The sequence below is a fragment of the Bradyrhizobium sp. UFLA05-153 genome (genome assembly GCF_054185185.1).
The window spans coordinates 37545-55923 of sequence record NZ_JBBIAM010000003.1; the positions used below are offsets into that span (position 1 = coordinate 37545).

General features: G+C 65.1%; 13 protein-coding genes. 10 read left to right on the forward strand and 3 right to left on the reverse strand.

The features are described 5' to 3' along the window. Nucleotides 1-147: 147 nt before the first annotated feature. From gyrB to Q2941_RS02900, 6 genes are all read left to right on the forward strand, one after another. Nucleotides 148-2583 carry a DNA topoisomerase (ATP-hydrolyzing) subunit B gene (gene gyrB, locus Q2941_RS02875; RefSeq protein WP_458191601.1) on the forward strand — a complete coding sequence of 812 codons (2436 nt, stop codon included), beginning with the start codon at nucleotides 148-150 and terminating at the stop codon, nucleotides 2581-2583. A gap of 383 nt (nucleotides 2584-2966) precedes the next feature. Further along, the gene (gene murA / locus Q2941_RS02880; RefSeq protein ID WP_458191602.1) at nucleotides 2967-4262 is read left to right on the forward strand and encodes a UDP-N-acetylglucosamine 1-carboxyvinyltransferase; all 1296 of its coding nucleotides are present in this window, start codon (nucleotides 2967-2969) and stop codon (nucleotides 4260-4262) included. Between the two features lie 212 nt (nucleotides 4263-4474). Further along, nucleotides 4475-5869 (forward strand): MATE family efflux transporter, encoded by a 1395-nt coding sequence (locus Q2941_RS02885; protein ID WP_458191603.1) that lies wholly within the window; start codon nucleotides 4475-4477, stop codon nucleotides 5867-5869. Next, nucleotides 5866-6357 carry a DUF2867 domain-containing protein gene (locus Q2941_RS02890; protein ID WP_458191604.1) on the forward strand — a complete coding sequence of 164 codons (492 nt, stop codon included), beginning with the start codon at nucleotides 5866-5868 and terminating at the stop codon, nucleotides 6355-6357. The genes Q2941_RS02885 and Q2941_RS02890 overlap by 4 nt, the downstream gene beginning before the upstream one ends. Next, the gene (locus tag Q2941_RS02895) at nucleotides 6354-7004 is read left to right on the forward strand and encodes a 2-hydroxychromene-2-carboxylate isomerase (RefSeq protein WP_458191605.1); all 651 of its coding nucleotides are present in this window, start codon (nucleotides 6354-6356) and stop codon (nucleotides 7002-7004) included. Before Q2941_RS02890 ends, Q2941_RS02895 begins: the two co-directional genes overlap by 4 nt. Nucleotides 7005-7099: 95 nt before the next feature. Further along, nucleotides 7100-8410: an SMI1/KNR4 family protein gene (locus tag Q2941_RS02900; protein WP_458191606.1), complete on the forward strand. Its 1311-nt coding sequence runs from the start codon at nucleotides 7100-7102 to the stop codon at nucleotides 8408-8410. On the opposite strand, the gene Q2941_RS02905 is transcribed toward Q2941_RS02900, so the two are convergent. After that, entirely contained in the window at nucleotides 8407-9531 is a 1125-nt protein-coding gene (locus Q2941_RS02905; protein WP_458191607.1) for an FUSC family protein, read from the reverse strand. The genes Q2941_RS02900 and Q2941_RS02905 overlap by 4 nt on opposite strands. 119 nt (nucleotides 9532-9650) lie before the next feature. Between Q2941_RS02905 and Q2941_RS02910 the strand changes: the two genes are divergently transcribed. Further along, entirely contained in the window at nucleotides 9651-11018 is a 1368-nt protein-coding gene (locus tag Q2941_RS02910; RefSeq protein ID WP_027528358.1) for an MmgE/PrpD family protein, read from the forward strand. 61 nt (nucleotides 11019-11079) lie between these two features. On the opposite strand, the gene Q2941_RS02915 is transcribed toward Q2941_RS02910, so the two are convergent. Together Q2941_RS02915 and Q2941_RS02920 are read right to left on the reverse strand one after the other, a co-directional pair. Beyond that, nucleotides 11080-12507 (reverse strand): serine hydrolase domain-containing protein, encoded by a 1428-nt coding sequence (locus Q2941_RS02915; RefSeq protein WP_027528357.1) that lies wholly within the window; start codon nucleotides 12505-12507, stop codon nucleotides 11080-11082. A gap of 145 nt (nucleotides 12508-12652) precedes the next feature. Continuing rightward, on the reverse strand, nucleotides 12653-13714 hold the full coding sequence (locus tag Q2941_RS02920; RefSeq protein ID WP_027528356.1) for an AraC family transcriptional regulator: 1062 nt from the start codon (nucleotides 13712-13714) through the stop codon (nucleotides 12653-12655). A gap of 190 nt (nucleotides 13715-13904) precedes the next feature. Here Q2941_RS02920 and Q2941_RS02925 point away from each other — a divergent pair, with 190 nt between their 5' ends. The 3 genes from Q2941_RS02925 (at nucleotide 13905) to Q2941_RS02935 (ending at nucleotide 18360) form a co-directional block, all read left to right on the forward strand. After that, nucleotides 13905-14822, forward strand: a complete 918-nt coding sequence (locus tag Q2941_RS02925; protein ID WP_027528355.1) for a pirin family protein — start codon at nucleotides 13905-13907, stop codon at nucleotides 14820-14822. Between the two features lie 65 nt (nucleotides 14823-14887). Then, complete coding sequence (locus Q2941_RS02930; protein ID WP_458191608.1) at nucleotides 14888-15802, forward strand: phosphoribosylaminoimidazolesuccinocarboxamide synthase; 915 nt, start codon at nucleotides 14888-14890, stop codon at nucleotides 15800-15802. 341 nt (nucleotides 15803-16143) lie between these two features. Continuing rightward, nucleotides 16144-18360: an SLC26A/SulP transporter family protein gene (locus Q2941_RS02935; RefSeq protein WP_027528353.1), complete on the forward strand. Its 2217-nt coding sequence runs from the start codon at nucleotides 16144-16146 to the stop codon at nucleotides 18358-18360. Nucleotides 18361-18379: the final 19 nt, after the last annotated feature.

Sequence of the window (18379 nt, forward strand, 5' to 3'; positions counted from 1 at the left end):
CCTTGAAAAGTGCCTAAAAATCCCTATCTGCTCAAAGGGTTGCGGAAGGATACTTTGCGCTAGGCGCAATCCTCCTTTCATGGCACAAATACCTCCCAAATCAGCGCCTTTGCGCCGCTGATTCGGACGTCACCTCGAAGGCCTCTCATGACAGAACCTGCTCGGCAGCCGCGTGCCGAAAACGAGCCCTCCAACGCGAGCGAATACGGCGCGGAATCGATCCGCGTGCTCAAGGGGCTCGATGCCGTCCGCAAGCGCCCGGGCATGTATATCGGCGACACCGACGACGGCTCGGGCCTGCATCACATGGTCTACGAGGTCGTCGACAACGCGATCGACGAGGCGCTCGCGGGCCACGCCACGCGCGTCGACGTGATCCTCAATGCCGACAATTCCGTCACCGTGCGTGACGACGGCCGCGGCATTCCCGTCGACATCCACAAGGGCGAAGGCATCTCGGCGGCCGAGGTCATCATGACCCAGCTCCACGCCGGCGGAAAATTCGACCAGAATTCCTATAAGGTTTCCGGCGGCCTGCACGGCGTCGGCGTCTCCGTCGTCAACGCGCTGTCGAGCAAGCTCGGGCTTCGCATCTGGCGCGACGACAAGGAGCACTACATCGAGTTCGCCCATGGCGATGCCGTCGCGCCGCTGAAGGTCGTCGGCGATGCGCCGGGCAGGCGCGGCACGGAAGTGACGTTCCTGGCCTCGACCGATACCTTCAAGAACGTCGAGTATGATTTCGCGACGCTCGAGCATCGCCTGCGCGAACTCGCCTTCCTCAACTCCGGCGTCAACATCATCCTCTCCGACATGCGCCATGCGGTCGAGAAGCGCGAGGAGATGCATTATTCCGGCGGCGTCGAGGAATTCGTCAAATATCTCGACCGCAACAAGAAGGCACTCGTGCCCTCGCCGATCATGGTGCGCTCGGAAGCCAATGGCATCGGCGTCGAGGCGGCGCTGTGGTGGAACGACAGCTACCACGAGAACGTGCTATGCTTCACCAACAACATCCCGCAGCGTGACGGCGGCACCCATCTCGCCGGCTTCCGCGGCGCGCTGACGCGCCAGGTCAACGGCTATGCCGAGGCCAACGCGAAGAAGGAAAAGATCGCGCTGACCGGCGATGACTGCCGCGAAGGCCTGACGGCCGTGCTGTCGGTGAAGGTGCCGGATCCCAAGTTTTCGTCGCAGACCAAGGACAAGCTGGTGTCCTCGGAAGTGCGTCCCGTGGTCGAGAACGTGCTCAACGAGGCGCTTGCGGCGTGGTTCGAGGAGCACCCCAGCGAAGCCAAGATGATCGTCGGCAAGGTGATCCAGGCCGCCGCTGCCCGCGAGGCCGCGCGAAAGGCGCGCGAGCTGACGCGCAAGAGCCCGCTCTCGGTCTCCTCGCTGCCCGGCAAGCTCGCCGATTGCCAGGAGAAGGATCCGGCGAAGTCCGAGCTGTTCATCGTCGAGGGCGACTCGGCAGGCGGCAGCGCCAAGCAGGGCCGCAATCGCGAGTTCCAGGCGGTGCTGCCGCTGCGCGGCAAGATCCTCAACGTGGAACGCGTGCGCCCCGACAAGATGCTGTCGAGCGAGCAGATCGGCACGCTGATCACCGCGCTCGGCACCGGCATCAGCGACGATTTCTCGGTCGAGAAGCTGCGCTATCACAAGATCATCGTGATGACGGACGCCGACGTCGACGGCGCCCACATCCGCACGCTTCTGCTCACCTTCTTCTATCGGCAGATGCGCGACATCATCGACGGCGGCTATCTCTATATTGCCCAGCCTCCGCTCTATAAGGTCACGCGCGGCAAGTCCGAGCAGTACCTGAAGGACGAGCGCGCGCTCGAGGACTATCTGATCGACGCCGGGCTCGACGATTGCGTGTTCGTTCCCGGAACCGGCGGCGATCGCACCGGCCGCGACCTGCGCTCGCTGGTTGACGACGCCCGCGTCGTCCGCAGCATCCTGCGCAATTTGCACAGCCGCTATAACCGCAAGGTCGTCGAGCAGGCCGCCATCACCGGCGTGCTGAACAAGTCGATCTACGGCAATCCCGAGAACGCCACGGCCGCCGCGCAATACATCGCCAGCCGGCTGGACAACCAGGCCGAAGAGGTCGAACGCGGCTGGGTCGGGCAATTCGTCGAGGGCCAGGGCTTCCTGTTCGAGCGCACCGTGCGTGGCGTCAAGGAAGCGGCTATCATTGACGACGCGCTGCTCGGCTCGGCCGAGGCCCGCAAGCTCGACGAGTACACGACGAAGCTCCAGGACGTCTACGCCCGCTCCGGCAAGCTGCGACGCAAGGACAGCGAGCACGTCGTCCACGGCCCGGTCGACCTGTTCGAGGCGGTCACCGATTCCGGCCGCAAAGGCATCACGCTGCAGCGCTACAAAGGTCTGGGCGAGATGAACCCGGAGCAGCTCTGGGAAACCACGCTGGACACCGAAGTGCGCTCGCTACTCCAGGTGAAGGTCAGGGAGGTCGACGAGGCCGACGACATCTTCACCAAGCTGATGGGCGATGTGGTCGAGCCGCGCCGCGATTTCATCCAGGAACACTCGCTAAGCGCAACGATCGATATCTGAGGCGAAGCGGCTTCGGATTATGTCTGCTGGCCACGGCGTCGCTGCACCTCTCCCGCTTGCGGGAGAGGTCGGCGCGAAGCGCCGGGTGAGGGCTTTCTCCTCTTGGGGAGTGCCCCGTTGTGGAGACACCCTCTCCCCGCCCCTCTCCCGTAAGCGGGAGAGGGGGCTCCTTCCTGGCGATGGGCGTGCTGATGCTGATCGTCATCCTTTATGTGGTGGCCAATATCATCGGCTTGTTCTAAACGCCGGGTCCAGCGGGCCTGTTCGGGGCCAATGAGCGGCCTCCCGCCGCGACAAGTGCAGAATTGCTACCCTGCTCAATTCTCGGTAGTTTCCGCTCCCGAAGCAGCCCGCCCCACAGCAACAGGACGGAGAAAACCGACGTGGCGCCCATTCAATATATCGTCGAGGGCGGTCACCGGCTCTCGGGCTCGGTCGAGCCGTCCGGCAACAAGAACTCGGCGCTGCCGATCATCGCGGCTGCCCTGCTCACCGAACATCCGGTGACGCTTCAGAACGTGCCGCGCATCCGCGACACCGAGACGCTGGTCGAACTGATCCGCTCGGTCGGCGCGTCGGCCGAATGGCGCGAGCGCAACACGCTCGTCATTCACGCCAAGAGCATCCGCGCCGCCGATCTCGATCCCGAGCTCTGCGTCCGCATCCGCGCCTCGATCCTGCTCGCGGGCCCCCTGCTCGCCCGCTGCGGTGAGGTGATGCTGCCGCCGCCCGGTGGCGACGTCATCGGCCGGCGCAGGCTGGACACGCATGTGCTGGCGCTGGAACAGTTGGGCGCCAAGGTCACCGCGACCGACCGGCTCGAGTTTCGCGCGCCAAAGCTGACCGGCGCCGACGTGTTCCTGGACGAGCCGAGCGTCACCGCGACCGAGAACGCGCTCGTTGCGGCCGTGGCTGCCGACGGCGTCACCTATTTGCGCAACGCGGCCTCCGAACCGCATGTGCAGGACCTCGCCAATTTCCTGGTCGCGCTCGGCGCGAAGATCGAGGGCATCGGCACCAACACGATGATCGTTCATGGGCAGGCGCCGCTCGGTTCGGCGACCTACGCGATCCAGCCCGACCATATCGAAGTCGGCTCGCTGATCGGACTTGCCGCCGTGACGCGCTCGCCCCTGCGCATCGTCCGCGCAGGCGTCGAGCATCTGCGCTCGATCCGCATGGGTTTTGAGCGGCTCGGCATCGTCTGTCGCGTCGAGGGCGACGACCTGATCGTGCCCTCCAACCAGACGCTGAAGATCCAGGACGATTTCGGCGGCCACGTGCCGAAGCTGGAGGACCAGCCCTGGCCGGCCTTCCCGGCCGATTTGATGTCGATCGCGATCGTCACCGCCACGCAATGCGAAGGCGTGATCCTGATGTTCGAGAAGATGTTCGAATCGCGGATGTTCTTCGTCGACAAGCTGATCGCGATGGGCGCGCGCATCGTGCTGTGCGATCCGCACCGCGCGATCATCGCGGGACCCAGCCGCCTGCGCGGCGCCTCGATGATCTCGCCCGACATCCGCGCCGGCATGGCGATGCTGCTTGCGGCAGTCTGCGCCGAGGGCACCTCGACGATCAACAATGCCGACCAGATCGAGCGCGGCTATGAGCGCATCGACGAGCGGCTGAACGCGCTCGGCGCCAGGATCAAGCGCGTGCCGGAACGGAAGAGCTGAGGCTATGACGTCCCTTCTCCCCTTGTGGGAGAAGGTGGCGCGAAGCGCCGGATGAGGGGTATCTATCCGCACGACGACTGAGAGAGATTCGCGCGAGGAGAAAGACCCCTCACCCGTCTCGCCGCTACGCGGCGAGCCACCCTCTCCCACAAGGGGAGAGGGTGAAAAGCGCAGGCCATGTTTTCGACGCGTGGCGATGCTATCGTGCGCCCATGCTCGATACCGTCGAACCTCGTCCGCAGCCACAACTCGGTATGCAGCCCAACCACCTCGCCGATGAATTCGGCGAGACGTTGCGGCTGGCCGTGCCGATGATGCTGACGCAGCTCGGGCAGATCGCGATGATGACGACCGACCTCGCGCTGATCGGCCGGCTCGGCCAGGACGCGGTCGCGGCCGCAGCGCTGGCACACACGGTCTACTTCATCAGCTTCACCTTCGGCCTCGGCCTCGTCGCCGCCGTGGCACCACTGGCGGCACAGGCCTTTGGCGCCGGAGACGTCGGGCGCATCCGGCGCTCCCTGCGCATCGGGCTATGGGTCGCGCTGCTCATCTCGCTGCCGATGATTGCCTCCCCGCTCTATGGCGAAGAGATCCTGCTGGCGCTCGGACAGACGCCGCATTCGGCCGCGCTGGCGCAGCGCTATCTGTTCGGGCTTGCCTGGGGCATCGCACCGGCGCTCGGCTTCATTGCGCTGCGCGGATTCATGGGCGCCGTGAACCGGCCGCAACCGCCGCTATGGATCACCTTTGCCGCGATCCCCGCCAATGCGGTGCTGGTCTATCTCTTGATCCACGGCCTGTTCGGCCTGCCGCAGCTCGGCCTGCTCGGCGCAGGGCTCGCGACCACGCTCATCAACTTCGGCACCTTCTTCGCAGCGCTGGCCATCGTCGCGTTTCGAAAGCCGTTTTCGGACTATCATCCGCTCGTACACCTCTGGCGTGGCGACTGGCCCTTGACGCGCGAGCTGATCGCGATCGGCGCGCCGATCTCGTTTGCGCTGCTGATGGAATACGGCATGTTCTCCTCGGCCGCGCTTCTGATGGGACTGATCAGCACGACCGCGCTTGCCGCCCATCAGGTCGCGCTCCAGGTTACCGCCGTGCTGTTCATGATCCCGCTCGGCATCGGCATGGCGGCGACAGTGCGGGTCGGACACGCCTTTGGCCGCAGCGAGCCGGCGGCGGTGCAGCGCGCAGGCCTCGTCGCGGCGCTGCTCGGAGTTGCGCTCGTCGCGGCGCTAACGCTTGCCATCATGATCGGCCGATATGCGCTGGCGCGGCTGTTCTTCGGCGGTGGCGAGACGAGCTCGGAGACGATCGAGCTGACCGCGACGTTGCTCCTGGTCGGCTCGACCTTCTTCATCGCCGACGGTCTGCAGACCATCATGGGCGGGGCGCTGCGCGGCCTCAACGACACAACGATGACGCTCGTCTTCGCCATCATCGGTTATTGGTGCGTCGGCTTCCCGAGTGCCTGGCTGCTCGCCTTCAACATCCATCTCGGCGCGGTCGGCGTCTGGATCGGGCTGTCGCTCGGGACCTTCGTCTACGCCGCCCTTCTGATCTTGCGCTTCCAGCGGCTGGCGCGCAGATTGGGGGAATGACGCCCGTCCGCGAAGTTACCCCAGAGGTCGACGCCGACGCACTGCTTGCCGGCGCGCAATTCATCGACGCCCATCGCGTTGAGATCGGCGGGAAGGTGCTTACCGCCCGCGAGGCCTGTGTCCGAATGGTGCTGCACGGACCGCGCTGGATCGATGCGCTGCTGCGCCTGCGTAACATCCTGGTCACGCCGTTCGGGCTCAAGACGTCGGGCGAAGGCGCGCCGGCGCCGGGAGGCCTGATCGGGCTGTTTCCGGTGGTCAGCGAAACGCCGGAGCGACTCGTCGCCGGCTTCGATGACTATCATCTCGATTTCCGCATCGTGGTCGATGTCGCCGGCGACGCGACGCAGAAGCAGAAGCAGGTGACCTCGACCACGCTGGTGCGGACACATAATCTGCTCGGCCGAAGCTATCTCACGCTGATCATGCCCTTCCACAAGCTGGTGGTCCGCAGCATGATGGGGCGGATCGTGGAGGCAGTCCGATGACCCTCTCAGTCGACCTCTTCTTCTCCTTCCGAAGTCCCTACAGCTATCTGGCGCTGCCCAGAACGCTGAAACTCGTCGCGGGCTATGATCTCACGGTGAACCTGCGGCCGGTCTATCCGCTCGCGGTGCGCGTGCCCGGCTTCTTCAAGAGAACCAACCGGCAGTTCATCCCCTATGTCATCCTTGACAGCAGCCGCGTGGCTCAGCACGAGAACATTCCGTTCCGCTTTCCCCGTCCCGACCCGGTCGTACAGGACAGGACGACGCTGGAGGTCGCGGCGGAGCAACCCTACATCCATCGCCTGACCCGGCTCGGCGCCATGGCCCAGCTCGAGGGTCGCGCGCTCGAATTTACCTCCGCGATCGCGTGCGTGTTGTGGGACGGCTCGGTCGAGGGATGGAACGAAGGCGACCATCTCGCGCGTGCCGCCGAAAAAGCCGGCTTCGATCTCGCCGCGATGGATGCGGCGATCAGCGCCGATCCTGATAGCTACCAGCAGGTGATCGCTGACAACGAAAGGGATCACGCGGCCTCCGGCCATTGGGGCGTGCCGACCTTCGTTTTCGAGAACGAGCCGTTCTTCGGCCAGGACCGCATCGATCTCCTGGTCTGGCGCATGCAAAGCAAGGGTCTGAGGCGGCGCTAACCCCGCGACCGTGAACCAGTTTCTCCGCGCAAGCGACTGAGACGTGACGGCCGGCAGCTATGCCGGCCTACGTTTTGCTCGCGTTCGGAGATCCGATGTATCTGGCCAAATTCTTCCATCGTCCGCCTGGTGATGACGACCGCGAGCTGCTGCTGATCCTGGGCGGCGACCCCATGATCATCGGCATCCACATGCGCGAGGGAGAGTACGGATCGGACGAGTTTCTGCGCGAGACCTATTCGGACGTCACCGTGGCGATCTCCTCGTTCCGGCGCGAGGGGGCCAGGCTCGTCGACGCCGGCTATTTCGAGACCAGCCACACCAAATATACGCTGCGCAACCTCTTGCCCGATCCGCAAGCCAAGCCGGATTGGCAGAAGGGCCTGGACGAACTGATGATGGCCGCACTGGGCGCACCGCTCGCCGAGCAGGCAAAACATCTCCGGGCGCTGAAGGGCACGCCGGCCGAGCACGAGCCGCTGTATCTGTGGCTTGCCGCTCATCACGGCCTCGCGGCCGATGCGGACGCGCAACGGACGCTGCACATTGCCGAACGGGCGCGCGATACGCTGGCTGCGCGGCGTGCCGCAGAACAACCGCATTACGCCTGGTCGATTTACGAGAGCGAGCTGGAGGGGCGTATCCTCGAATCGCTCAGCGACGCCTATGTGCGCGCGGGCAATCCATCGGCCGGACTCGCGGCGATCGAGCGGGCCTGCAGGGTCGCGGCCAATCACAAGCGCATCCTGCAGCGCGTCGTCATCCTCTGCGTCTATTTTCCGGAGCGCACGGAGGATGCCTTCGACGATGCCTATCGCCGGTCACGCTATGGCGGCTATGAGGACATCATGGCGCTGCCCGGTTACGCCGACTACGAAGCGCGGCGCAAAGCGGACGCAAACGAACAGTGGCGCTGGAAGGCCGCTGAACCCGCGCGCGAAGAAGAGGTGCGCAAGGCGGAAACCGAGCTCGGCCTTCAGCTACCGGACGACTATCGCAAATTCCTGCTGTCGCGCGGCGAGACCGAGCTCCTGGTCCGGCTGCCCGAGGACTCCGCCGAGCTTCGCTTCTATCGGCCTGCGGATCTCGCCACCCAGCGCAGCAACATTCTCAGCTTTGTCTCTTTCGCGGACGCCGAGCAGCTCGAGGAGGCCGTCGCGCATTTCCGCGCGGAATACGGCGTTTCGCTCCGGCACTTGCTGCCCGTAGCCGAGCCGGCACAGGCCAGCCGTTGCCTTCTGCTCCATCTCGAACCGGGCGAGCGCTACGGCTGGTGCTATCGCTGGGATCATGACGGCGCCTGGGAGCTGGAGAGGCCGGAACCGAATTTTGATGCAGCGCTCGCAGCCCTCATTCAGGGAATCGAGCAGCGCGACAAGCTGACCCTCGGCTTCCTCAACATCTAGCTCGACTGATCCGCAACCCGCGCCGGCTTGTCCGCCGCCGCCTCCGACCACTCGCCGATGACGCGATCGAGGTCGCTGAGATTCTGGTGCATCTGCTCCAGCGAGAAGCCAAGCGCGAAGAAGCGCTCGGCGGTATCGCCGGGCTGGCCGCGGATCAGGCCGTCGCGACGAACGGCGGCGACCGCATCGGCGTAGGTCTGCAGCGCAACGTGCACGGGATGGATCGGCGGCGCACCGGCGCCGGCCCGCAGCGCCGCAGCCGCGGAGCGCAGGAATTGCGCGATCACCGTGCCGACCTCCGACAAGGGCGCGGCGAGCCTGACCTGCACATCGGCCGGCAGCGGCACCACGGTGGCGCGGCCGATCATCACGACATCATGGCGCAGCCGCAGCACTGTTCGCAGCAGAGGACCGGTGTCGGGCCCGCTCGACAGGCGCGCCGCGCGCTCGCGCTCGGCCTCGGCGCCAGTGGCGTTGAGTCCCACCATCGCGGTGCCGATGCCGTCCTGGATCCGATGCAGCGCGTCGTTGTCGCGGCCGCGCGTCAGGCCTGCCATCAGTTCGGTGAGAGCGTCGGCGATCAGCTCGAGCAGGCGCGCAGCGCCGGCACGAATCTGCCGGGCCGCGCGCGACGGCAGCACCAGGAAAGAGACGAGCAGCCCCGTGATCGCGCCGACCGCGACCTCGCTGACGCGATCGATCGCCGAAGTCATGGGATCGGAATGATGCAAGGTGGGAACCAAAAGCACGATCACGGCGGTCACTGTCGCAGCGCTGAGACTCGGATTGATTGCGGCGATGAAGGCGAGCGGGGCGACCGACAAGACCAGAAGCCCCAACAGCCCGGCTTCGCTCGAATAGGGGATCAGGATTGCGATGGCGCCACCATAGATGGCGCCGCCGATCGTGCCGAGCATGTAGTCGCGCGTCGCCTTCAGCGAGCGCCCGACGCTCATCTGGGTCACGATCAGCGAGGTCAGGACCGCCCAGAGCGGCAGCAATAGGTGCAGCGCGGTTGCGATCACATAGGCCGCGGTTGCCGCCACCGTGACCCGGATCGCCAGCCCCAGTTGCGTCCTTCGCGACCGAACCCGGTCGTATAGCTGCCGTGCGAATGCCATCGTCGAATATCCCGATCCCCGTAACCCGGCCCAAAGCATAGCTGATACCCGCAAGCCGCCAGGCGGCTTGAAAGGAAAAATCCGCCCGCCTACCCTGCCGGCCAAAACGAGGAAACACGATGGCCCACGAAACCGCAACGCTCGCCGCCTTCGTCTGCAACCTGAAATACGAGGATATTCCGGCGGAGGTGCTTGAGCGCGCAAAAGTGCTGACGCTCGATTTCCTCGGCAGCGCGATTCGCGCGCGCCGCGAGGCGGAATCGACGCCGTCGCTGCTGAAGATGCTGGAGGTGCTCGCGCTCGACGGCAAGGGCGAGTCCACCGTGTTCGGCGACAGCAAAACCTGGACGCCGGCGGTCGCCGCGCTCCTCAACGGCGCCCTCGGCCACTCCCTCGATTTCGACGACACGCATGCGGATTCCTCGCTGCATCCGAGCGCGCCGGTGGTGCCCGCGGCTTTCGCAGTCGGCGAGATGGTCGGCGCCTCCGGGCGCGACGTGCTCACCGCGATCGTCGCAGGCTACGAGGTCTGCTGCCGGCTCGGCAACGCGCTCGACCCGACCTCACATTATGCCCGCGGCTTCCATCCGACCGCGACCGCAGGCACCTATGGTGCGGCGGCCGCAGCTAGCAAGCTGTTCGGCCTCAGCGAAAAGCAGATCATCTCGGCCTTCGGCGTCTCCGGCAGCCAGGCCGCGGGCTCGCTGCAATTTCTGCTCAACGGCGCTTGGAACAAGCGCTACCAGGTCGGCGCCGCCGCGATGAACGGCGTGATCGCCGCGACGCTGGCGCGCAACGATTTCATCGGCTCGACGGAATCGGTCGAGGGCAAGCACGGCCTCCTGGTCGGCTACACAGATGATGCGCATCCGGACAAAGCGGTCGCCGAGCTCGGCAAGAGCTACGAGACCATGAAGATCGGCGTCAAACCCTATCCAAGCTGCCGCTACACCCACGCCGCGATCGACGCGCTGATCGCGATGCGGCGCGAGCACAATTTGACGCCCGAGCAGGTCAAGCGTGTCGAGATCGGCCTGCATCGCAACGGCATCACGCTGACCGGCGATGCCGCGACCAAGCGGCACCCGCGCTCGATCGTCGGCGGCCAGTTCTCGATGTTTTTCACCGGCGCGCTCGCCCTCGACCAGGGCAGCTTCGGCTGGGACGACTATGGCAGGCTCGGCGATGCCGCAATCGATGCGCTCGCCGACAAGTTCGACGTCGTGCAGGATGCCCGCCTGGAAGGCCGCGTCCATCCCTTCGGCGCGCGCGTGAGCATCACCACCGACGACGGCGTGCACGAGCGGCTCTACGCCGATCCCTCGGGCGAACCGAACTCGTTCCCGGATGCGCAGGCGATGCAGCAGAAATTCTTGACGCTGGCACGCCCCGTGCTGAACGCGCGTGCCCAGCAATTTGCCGATGCGATCCTGTCGCTGGAACGATTCGATCGCGTGGCGAAGGCGACGGAGCTGGGGAGGCAATAAGCCCAGCTCGCCCCGCATCGGCGCTGCACCTTCTCCCGCAAAGGGAGAAGGGAAGAGCCCACTAATTCCCACCCGCCATCTTGCTCTTGTCATGCGTGGCTGCGACCACGTCGCGGACGAGGTCGAACACGCCGTCCACCTCCGGTGGCCAGTTCGGCGAGCGGCCGAGGCGCACGATCACCAGGCGCTCGGACGGGATCACGATCGCATATTGCCCGATCGTCCCCTTGGCGAAGAACGCATCGCGCGGCCAGCCATGTTCGATGCGGAATTTCGCGCCAAAGCTGTCGCCCTGATTGGTCCAGAAGCCGGCGCCGATGCCGACCCAGGCATTTGGCGTCGCCGATGCCGAATAGCTGACCCAGCCCTCGGGCAGGATACGCTTGCCGCCAACGACGCCGTCGTTGAGATAGAGCTGGCCGAACCGAGCCCAGTCGCGTGCGGACGCCAGCATTTCGCCGGAGCCCTCGATCGTGCCGGCGCCGTCGAGCTGAAGCGTGACGTTGACCATGCCGAGCGGCGCGAACAGTTCGCGGCGCGCGAAACGGAGCGCATCTCCGGGCTTACCGCCGGCGGCATTGCGGATCAGCTGCGCGAGGATGACGAAGTTGCCGTCGTGATAATTCCAGGCCGTGTCCGGCGCGGTCGCAAGCGGCGCACGCTCGGCAAAGGCTGCCATGTCGTTTTCCGCATACTTCATCGTGTTGACCGGCTCGAGCGCAGAGCCGAGCGAGGCCTGCAACGAGCTTCCGAGCGCGAGCCCAGCGGTGTGACGCAGCAACTGGTCGACGGTGATGGCATGGCGCGGATCATCCGGATTCTGCCAGGCGGCGATCGGCGCGGGCCCGTCGAGCTTGAGTTTGCCCTGGCGCACTAGAATGCCTGTCAGCGCCGAGGTCACCGACTTGGTCATGGAGAAGCCGAGCAGCGGCGTCTGCGGTCCGACACCGTCGGCATACCGCTCGGCGATGATGTGGCCGGCCTTCATGACGACGATCGCGCGCGTGCGCCGATAGGGCGGCTGCGCGGGTTCGGTGAAAGCGCGGTCGAGCGCGGTTGACAGTCCTTCGCTTTGCGGCTCCACCAGTCCCGGGCCGGCGATCTCCGGCAGCAAGGCGGGCTGCTTGTCGTCAGGCGGCAGTGCCACGTCGGTGATCCGCTGGCCGTGCTCGAGCGTGCAGCCGAGCCCCTCACGATAGACGGCGTGGCTGCGACCGATGCCGAACAGTGACACCGTCACATCCTTGCGCACGCGATCGACCTGAAAATCCATCGCCCAGGTCAACAGACCGGCGCCCGGCATCGCATCCGTGGTCTCGGCGAGATTGTGCTGGGGATCGAGGCCGGAGACGAACGTTTCCGCGCAGAGCGTGTCGGCGATGAAGCCGGTGGCAACCTTGGGCACATCGCGCGCCCGCGCCGCGCCGAGCGCGAGGCCGGCACAGGCAATGGCGGTGGTGAGGAGGAGGATTTTTCGGCGGCGGGTCACAGGCTTTCTCCGGTTCGAGGCGAGTGCCGGAGAGGGAGCCGGATGCGGGCGGGAAGCGCTCGCCGGATTTGGAAAATGACCTGGTTGAAACTGATCGGACCTAGCCGATTTTGAAATTTATCTGTGATTTCAATGATCTAAAAATCTAAGCCGCATCGGCCTTGAGTCGGCGATATTCCGTCGGCGTCACGCCGGTCACCGCCTTGAAGGCGCGGTTGAACGGGCCGAGGGACTGGAAGCCGGCGTCCATCGCGATGGTGATAACGGGAACCTCGGCCTGGGTGGGATCGGCCAGCGCGGCCTTCGCCTCCTCGATCCGGTGGTTGTTCAGGAACACATTGAAGTTGCGGTAGCCGAGCCGCTGGTTGATCAGCCGACGCAACCGGTATTCCGGGATCTTCAGCCGGCCCGCCAGCACGCCGATGGTGATGTTCTCCTGGCGGTAGATCCGCTCATCCGCCATCAGCCGCATCAGGGCATCGATCAGCTTCTGGTCAGCGGCATCTTCGGCTCCTTGCGGGCTGAAAATGACCGCCGGTGCGGCCTCCGCGGCAACCGGAAACAGATCGGCGGCATCGACGCGCATCATGGCATAGGCGATGGCCGCGACGATGCAGGCGAGCACGCCGGCATTGATCGTGTCGGCGGCATCGCCGACGCGGTAACCCGCGACGGAGATCTGAAGCAGTGCATTCACTCCGCCATAGAGCGCGCCGGCACAGACGAGGAAGACGCGAACGCGGCGGCGGCGCTCGACCAGGTCGGCCGGCCACGAGGCGATCGTCTGCCCAATCGCAAGCGCGATGAAGCCGAGCACGATCAGATTGACCACCGTCACCGAGAACCGCACGTGGCCGCCCGGTGCAATCCAGAGGCATCCAACGAAGCTGAACGCCGTCACCAGCGCCCAGACCCATCCGTGCCACCAGCTCAAGCGAAACTCATCGTCGAACAGCGCGCGCGTGAACAGCCAGAACACCACGATGTTGCCGGTCGATAGCGCAATTAGCGGCGCATGCGATGCCGGGATCCGCGACGTGACACCAACCGAATAGCTAACCGCATGCGCGGCCAAGCCCAGTGCGAGAGCAGCACCGAGCCGCCCCGCCAACACGTTGCGAAAATCGGCGACCAATGACGCAGCCAGCACCAGTAGCAGCGCGACGCTGGCGGAGCGGAAGGCAAGCTCGAGAGCGGCTGTAGTCATCAAATGTTGCGACCGATGGGTTTGGGCAGCCCGAACATCGTCCGTCAGGCCGATTTTTTCAAGCACCCGCAGGTTATCAGAGTTAGCGACGCCTCATCACGCGCATGCGATGAGCGGTCCGGGTATTATTGCGACGGCAATGCCAAATCCTGCTACGATTGCGCCAAAGACGGCCAACAGGAGTTCTCCCATGAGCTGGATGCCCGACAACGATCCCGTGCTCGGCGATCCCAAAACATGCGATGCGCTCGATCTCGTCATCGTGCCGCGCACCCGCGATCTCGGCGATGGATTTGAAGTCCGCCGCGCGCTGCCGCATGGCAAGCGGCAGATGGTCGGGCCCTTCATCTTCTTCGATCATTTCGGCCCGGTGCAGTTCGTTTCCGGCAAGGGCATGGACGTGCGGCCGCATCCACATATCGGCCTTGCCACCGTCACCTATCTGTTCGACGGCGCGATCATGCATCGCGACAGCGAGGGCAACGTCCAGGAGATCGCGCCCGGCGCGATGAATCTGATGACCGCCGGCCGCGGCATAGCGCATTCCGAGCGCACGCCGGATACGCAGCGCGCCTCGGGTCAGAAGATGCTGGGCTTGCAAAGCTGGATCGCGCTGCCGGCAGCATCGGAAGAGATCGCGCCGTCGTTCCAGCACTACGCCGCCGGCGACCTGCCGATGATCTCCGAGCGCGATTTCACCGCGCGGGTGATCGCCGGCTCCGCGTTCGGCATCACCTCGCCGGTCACGATGGTCTCGCCCTGGTTCTATACCGAGGTGACGGCGGCGGAAGGCGCGAGCGTGCCGCTCGACCCCGATCACGAGGAGCGCGCGATCTATGTCGTCGACGGCGAGGTCGAGATCGCCAATGAGCGGTATGAGGGGCCGCGCCTGCTGATCTTCCGGCCCGGCGACCGCATCACCGTGAAGGCCGTGAGGCCGACGCGGATGATGTTTCTCGGCGGCGATGCACTGGAGGGTCCGCGCCACATCTGGTGGAATTTCGTCTCCTCCAGCAAGGAGCGGATCGAGCAGGCCAAGCAGGACTGGAAAACCGGCCGCTTTGCGGCTGTTCCGCAGGAACACGAGTTCATTCCGCTGCCGGAATAGGCTATCCCGATCTTGGGCCGCCTTTTCGCGCGGCTTAAGATCTCCTGTCCGAAGGCCCCCTGCCGATGACCACCATGCTCTCCAGTGACCTGCCGCTCCCCAAGATCGGGCGTGGCAAGGTGCGCGATATCTACGCCGTCGATGACGACCGCCTGCTGCTCGTCACCACCGACCGCATCAGCGCCTTCGACGTCGTGATGGGCGAGACCATCCCGATGAAGGGAGCGGTGCTAACCCAGATCAGCGCCTTCTGGTTCAGGGAGCTCGAAGGCGTGGTGCCGCATCACGTCATCAGCGCCAACACGGATGAGATCATCGCAGCAGTGCCGGCGCTGAAAGCGCACCGCGCCGACATCCTCGGCCGCGCCATGCTGTGCAAGCGCACCACGGTGTTTCCGATCGAATGCGTGATCCGCGGCTACATCTCCGGCTCCGCCTGGAAGGAATACGCGGCCTCCGGCACGCTCGCCGGTGAGAAGCTGCCGGCGGGGCTCGTGGAGAGCGAAAAACTCGATCCTGCGATCTTCAGCCCGGCGACCAAGGCCGAGACCGGCCATGACGAGAACATCACGATCGCGCGGATGCGTGAGATCGTCGGCGACGAGGTCGCCTATACGCTGGAAAGCATGACGCGCGCGATCTACACGCTCGGCGAGGAGCTGGCGCGAGAACAGGGCATCATCATCGCGGACACCAAGTTCGAATTCGGCCGCGACAAGGACGGCCGCATCATCCTGATCGACGAGGTGATGACGCCGGACTCATCGCGCTTCTGGGCGGTCGACGCCTACAAGCCCGGCCAGCCGCAGGCGAGCTTCGACAAGCAGCCGTTGCGCGACTATCTCGATGTCGAGCGCCGCGCCGGCCGCTGGAACGGCAACGCCCCGCCCCCGCCGCTGCCGGCAAGCGTCGTCGAGGCGACGAGCAAGAGGTACCTGGAAGCGTATCGGCGGATTACGGGGTCGGAGCTGAAGCTCTAGCTCTCCTCGCGAGTCATCGTCGGGGACGCACTCCGACGTTGACCGCCATTCACATTCCGCTGTCGTCCTGGACAAGCGAGCGGAGCGAGCGTTGATCCAGGACCCATTACCACAGGACAGGGTTTGGCGAAGATTCGCGGTTACGTTCGCTCCACGACTTCTCCCTGGGGTAATGGGTCCGGGCTTTCGCCAGGACGACACCGAGGCTGACACGGCGCCTTCGACCGATCATTTCAGATCGCCCAAACTGTTGGCGATTTCATATTTGCAAGAATCCTTTTGCGCTAGGCTCGCAGTCGTCTACGTCTCGGACGGGAATTTTCAGAGGCGAGCGCAAGGGCGTGACAGATCCAGCAATCACCTACGATCCAGCCACTCGATTCGATCCGACTCTCAAGCGTGCGCTGAATGATATACTGGGCGGCGGCGCCGCGAGCGTGCTGACCGTCACCTTCGGGCTCTCCTATGCCCTGCTGATCTTCGCCGGTCCGCTCTCGCCCTATCTGTCCTACGGAATCGCCGCGACCTTCATCAGCTCCGCCGTGCTTGCGGCCGTCATCGGATTCGGAAGCTCCCTGCCCTTTGCGATTGCCGCGCCGGACAGCTCCACCGCTGCGGTGACGGGAATCCTGGCCGCCTCGCTGGTCGAGCGCATCGATGCGGCGAATCTGCCGGCACCATTGCTCTCGTCCGTGTTGATCACGCTCGGCCTGTCGACCGTTCTGACCGGTATCACGCTGTGCGGATTGGGGCTGACGCGGATGGGCCGGGCGATCCGCTACGTGCCTTATCCCGTGGTCGGCGGATTCCTCGGAGCCACCGGACTTCTGATCGTCATGGGCGCGATCCGGGTGATCACCAATCATCCGGTGCAGCTCGGGACGCTGTTGCGCTTCACCAGCGGCGTCACCCTGTCGGAACTGGGAGCGGCCTGCGCCATGGCGCTGGTGCTGTACCTCACCTGGCATCGCTCGCGCAGCCCGTTCGGACTGCCCATCATCCTTGTCGGCGGCATGCTCACGGCGCATGTGGCGTTCTGGATCGCGGGCATCTCGCCGGAGGACGCGCGCGCCATGGGCTGGACCTTCCAGCCTCCGCCGCCGGCGGCCTTCATGCTGCCCTGGCACAGCGATGATCTCGTCCGCTATCCCTGGTCCGCCGTGCCGGACCTGCTCGGCAACGTGGTTGCCGTGATCTTCGTCACGGCGTCCAGCACATTGTTCAACACCACGGGGATCGAGGTCGCCGTGCATCGCGAGGCCAATCTGGAGCGCGAGCTGAACATCACGGGCGCGGCCAACATCCTGACCGGGGCAATCGGCGGCTATACCGGCTGCATTTCGGTCAGCCGTTCGATTCTCAATTTCAGCAGCGGCGGCCGCGGACGCTTGTCCGGCCTCACCGTCGCGGCCATGTCGCTGCTGATGCTCGCCATCGGCCCCGACCTGCTCGGGTTCATGCCGAAATTCGTGCTGGGCGGCCTTCTGCTCTATCTCGGCGCCGATCAGCTCCACAAATGGATCATCGAATCGCGCAAGCGGCTGTCGAAGCTCGAATATCTGTCGCTGATCGCCATCATCATCATCATTGTCGGCTGGGGCTTCGTGCCGGGCATCCTGATCGGGGTGATCATCGGCTGCCTGACATTCGCGTTCAGCGCGGCGCGGGTGGAGTCGATCAAGTACAGCTTTGACGGCTCGGAATACCGCTCTTCGCTCGACCGCTCGCGCGACGACCAGGAGGTGCTGCTGGCCCATGGCGGCACGATCCAGGGCCTGAACCTGCAGAGCTACCTGTTCTTCGGCTCCGCCAACCGGCTCTATCAGCACGTCAAGCGCCTGCTCCAGGAGCGGCCGGAGTGCCGCTATCTGCTGTTCGACTTCAAGCTCGTGACCGGCGTCGATTCGTCAGCCGCCTACAGCTTTGCCCAGATCAAGCGCAGCGCACGCGACCTCGGCGTCGAGCTGATCCTGGTGCATCTGTCGGCCGCGGCCGAAAAGGTGCTGCGGTCCAGCGATTTCATCAGTGAAGGCGTCACCATCATTCCCGAGCTCGATCATGCGCTGGAGTGGTGTGAGAACGAGATCATCTCGCAACATCAGGGGCTGGCGCAGGAAGAGGCCAACCTGCGGGACTGGTTCGCGCGGATTCTCGATAGCGAGCGTGACGCCGACGAGTTGATCCGCCGCTGCCAGCGTATCGAGGTCGACGCCGGGGAGGTCATCGTGCACGCCGGCGACCCAGCCGATTCCATGCACTTCATCCTCGACGGACGTGTCGGCATCATGGTCCCGGCCGAGGACAACCGGACCACCCGCGTGCGCAGCCTTGGCCGCTACACCACGATCGGCGAGATGGGTCTGGTGTCGCATACGCCGCGCAGCGCGACCATCCAGGCCGAGGTCGCGAGCGTGCTCTATGTACTGAACACGCACCAGTTCGATGCGATCAGGGACGAAGACCCCGAGCTCAGCCATAAGCTCCTGACTTATTTCGTGTCGGTCATGGCCGAGCGGCTGAGCTTTGCAAACAGGACGATCGCGGTGCTGCGGCGCTGACGAAAGCGTAGCCCGGATG

Bases quoted from the DNA above. Each gene is read 5' to 3' on its own strand.
- gyrB (WP_458191601.1), top strand. From the start codon at position 148: ATGACAGAACCTGCTCGGCAGCCGCGTGCCGAAAACGAGCCCTCCAAC.
- Q2941_RS02885 (WP_458191603.1), top strand. From the start codon at position 4,475: ATGCTCGATACCGTCGAACCTCGTCCGCAGCCACAACTCGGTATGCAG.
- Q2941_RS02890 (WP_458191604.1), top strand. From the start codon at position 5,866: ATGACGCCCGTCCGCGAAGTTACCCCAGAGGTCGACGCCGACGCACTG.
- Q2941_RS02895 (WP_458191605.1), top strand. From the start codon at position 6,354: ATGACCCTCTCAGTCGACCTCTTCTTCTCCTTCCGAAGTCCCTACAGC.
- Q2941_RS02900 (WP_458191606.1), top strand. From the start codon at position 7,100: ATGTATCTGGCCAAATTCTTCCATCGTCCGCCTGGTGATGACGACCGC.
- Q2941_RS02905 (WP_458191607.1), bottom strand. From the start codon at position 9,531: ATGGCATTCGCACGGCAGCTATACGACCGGGTTCGGTCGCGAAGGACG.
- Q2941_RS02910 (WP_027528358.1), top strand. From the start codon at position 9,651: ATGGCCCACGAAACCGCAACGCTCGCCGCCTTCGTCTGCAACCTGAAA.
- Q2941_RS02920 (WP_027528356.1), bottom strand. From the start codon at position 13,714: ATGACTACAGCCGCTCTCGAGCTTGCCTTCCGCTCCGCCAGCGTCGCG.
- Q2941_RS02925 (WP_027528355.1), top strand. From the start codon at position 13,905: ATGAGCTGGATGCCCGACAACGATCCCGTGCTCGGCGATCCCAAAACA.
- Q2941_RS02930 (WP_458191608.1), top strand. From the start codon at position 14,888: ATGACCACCATGCTCTCCAGTGACCTGCCGCTCCCCAAGATCGGGCGT.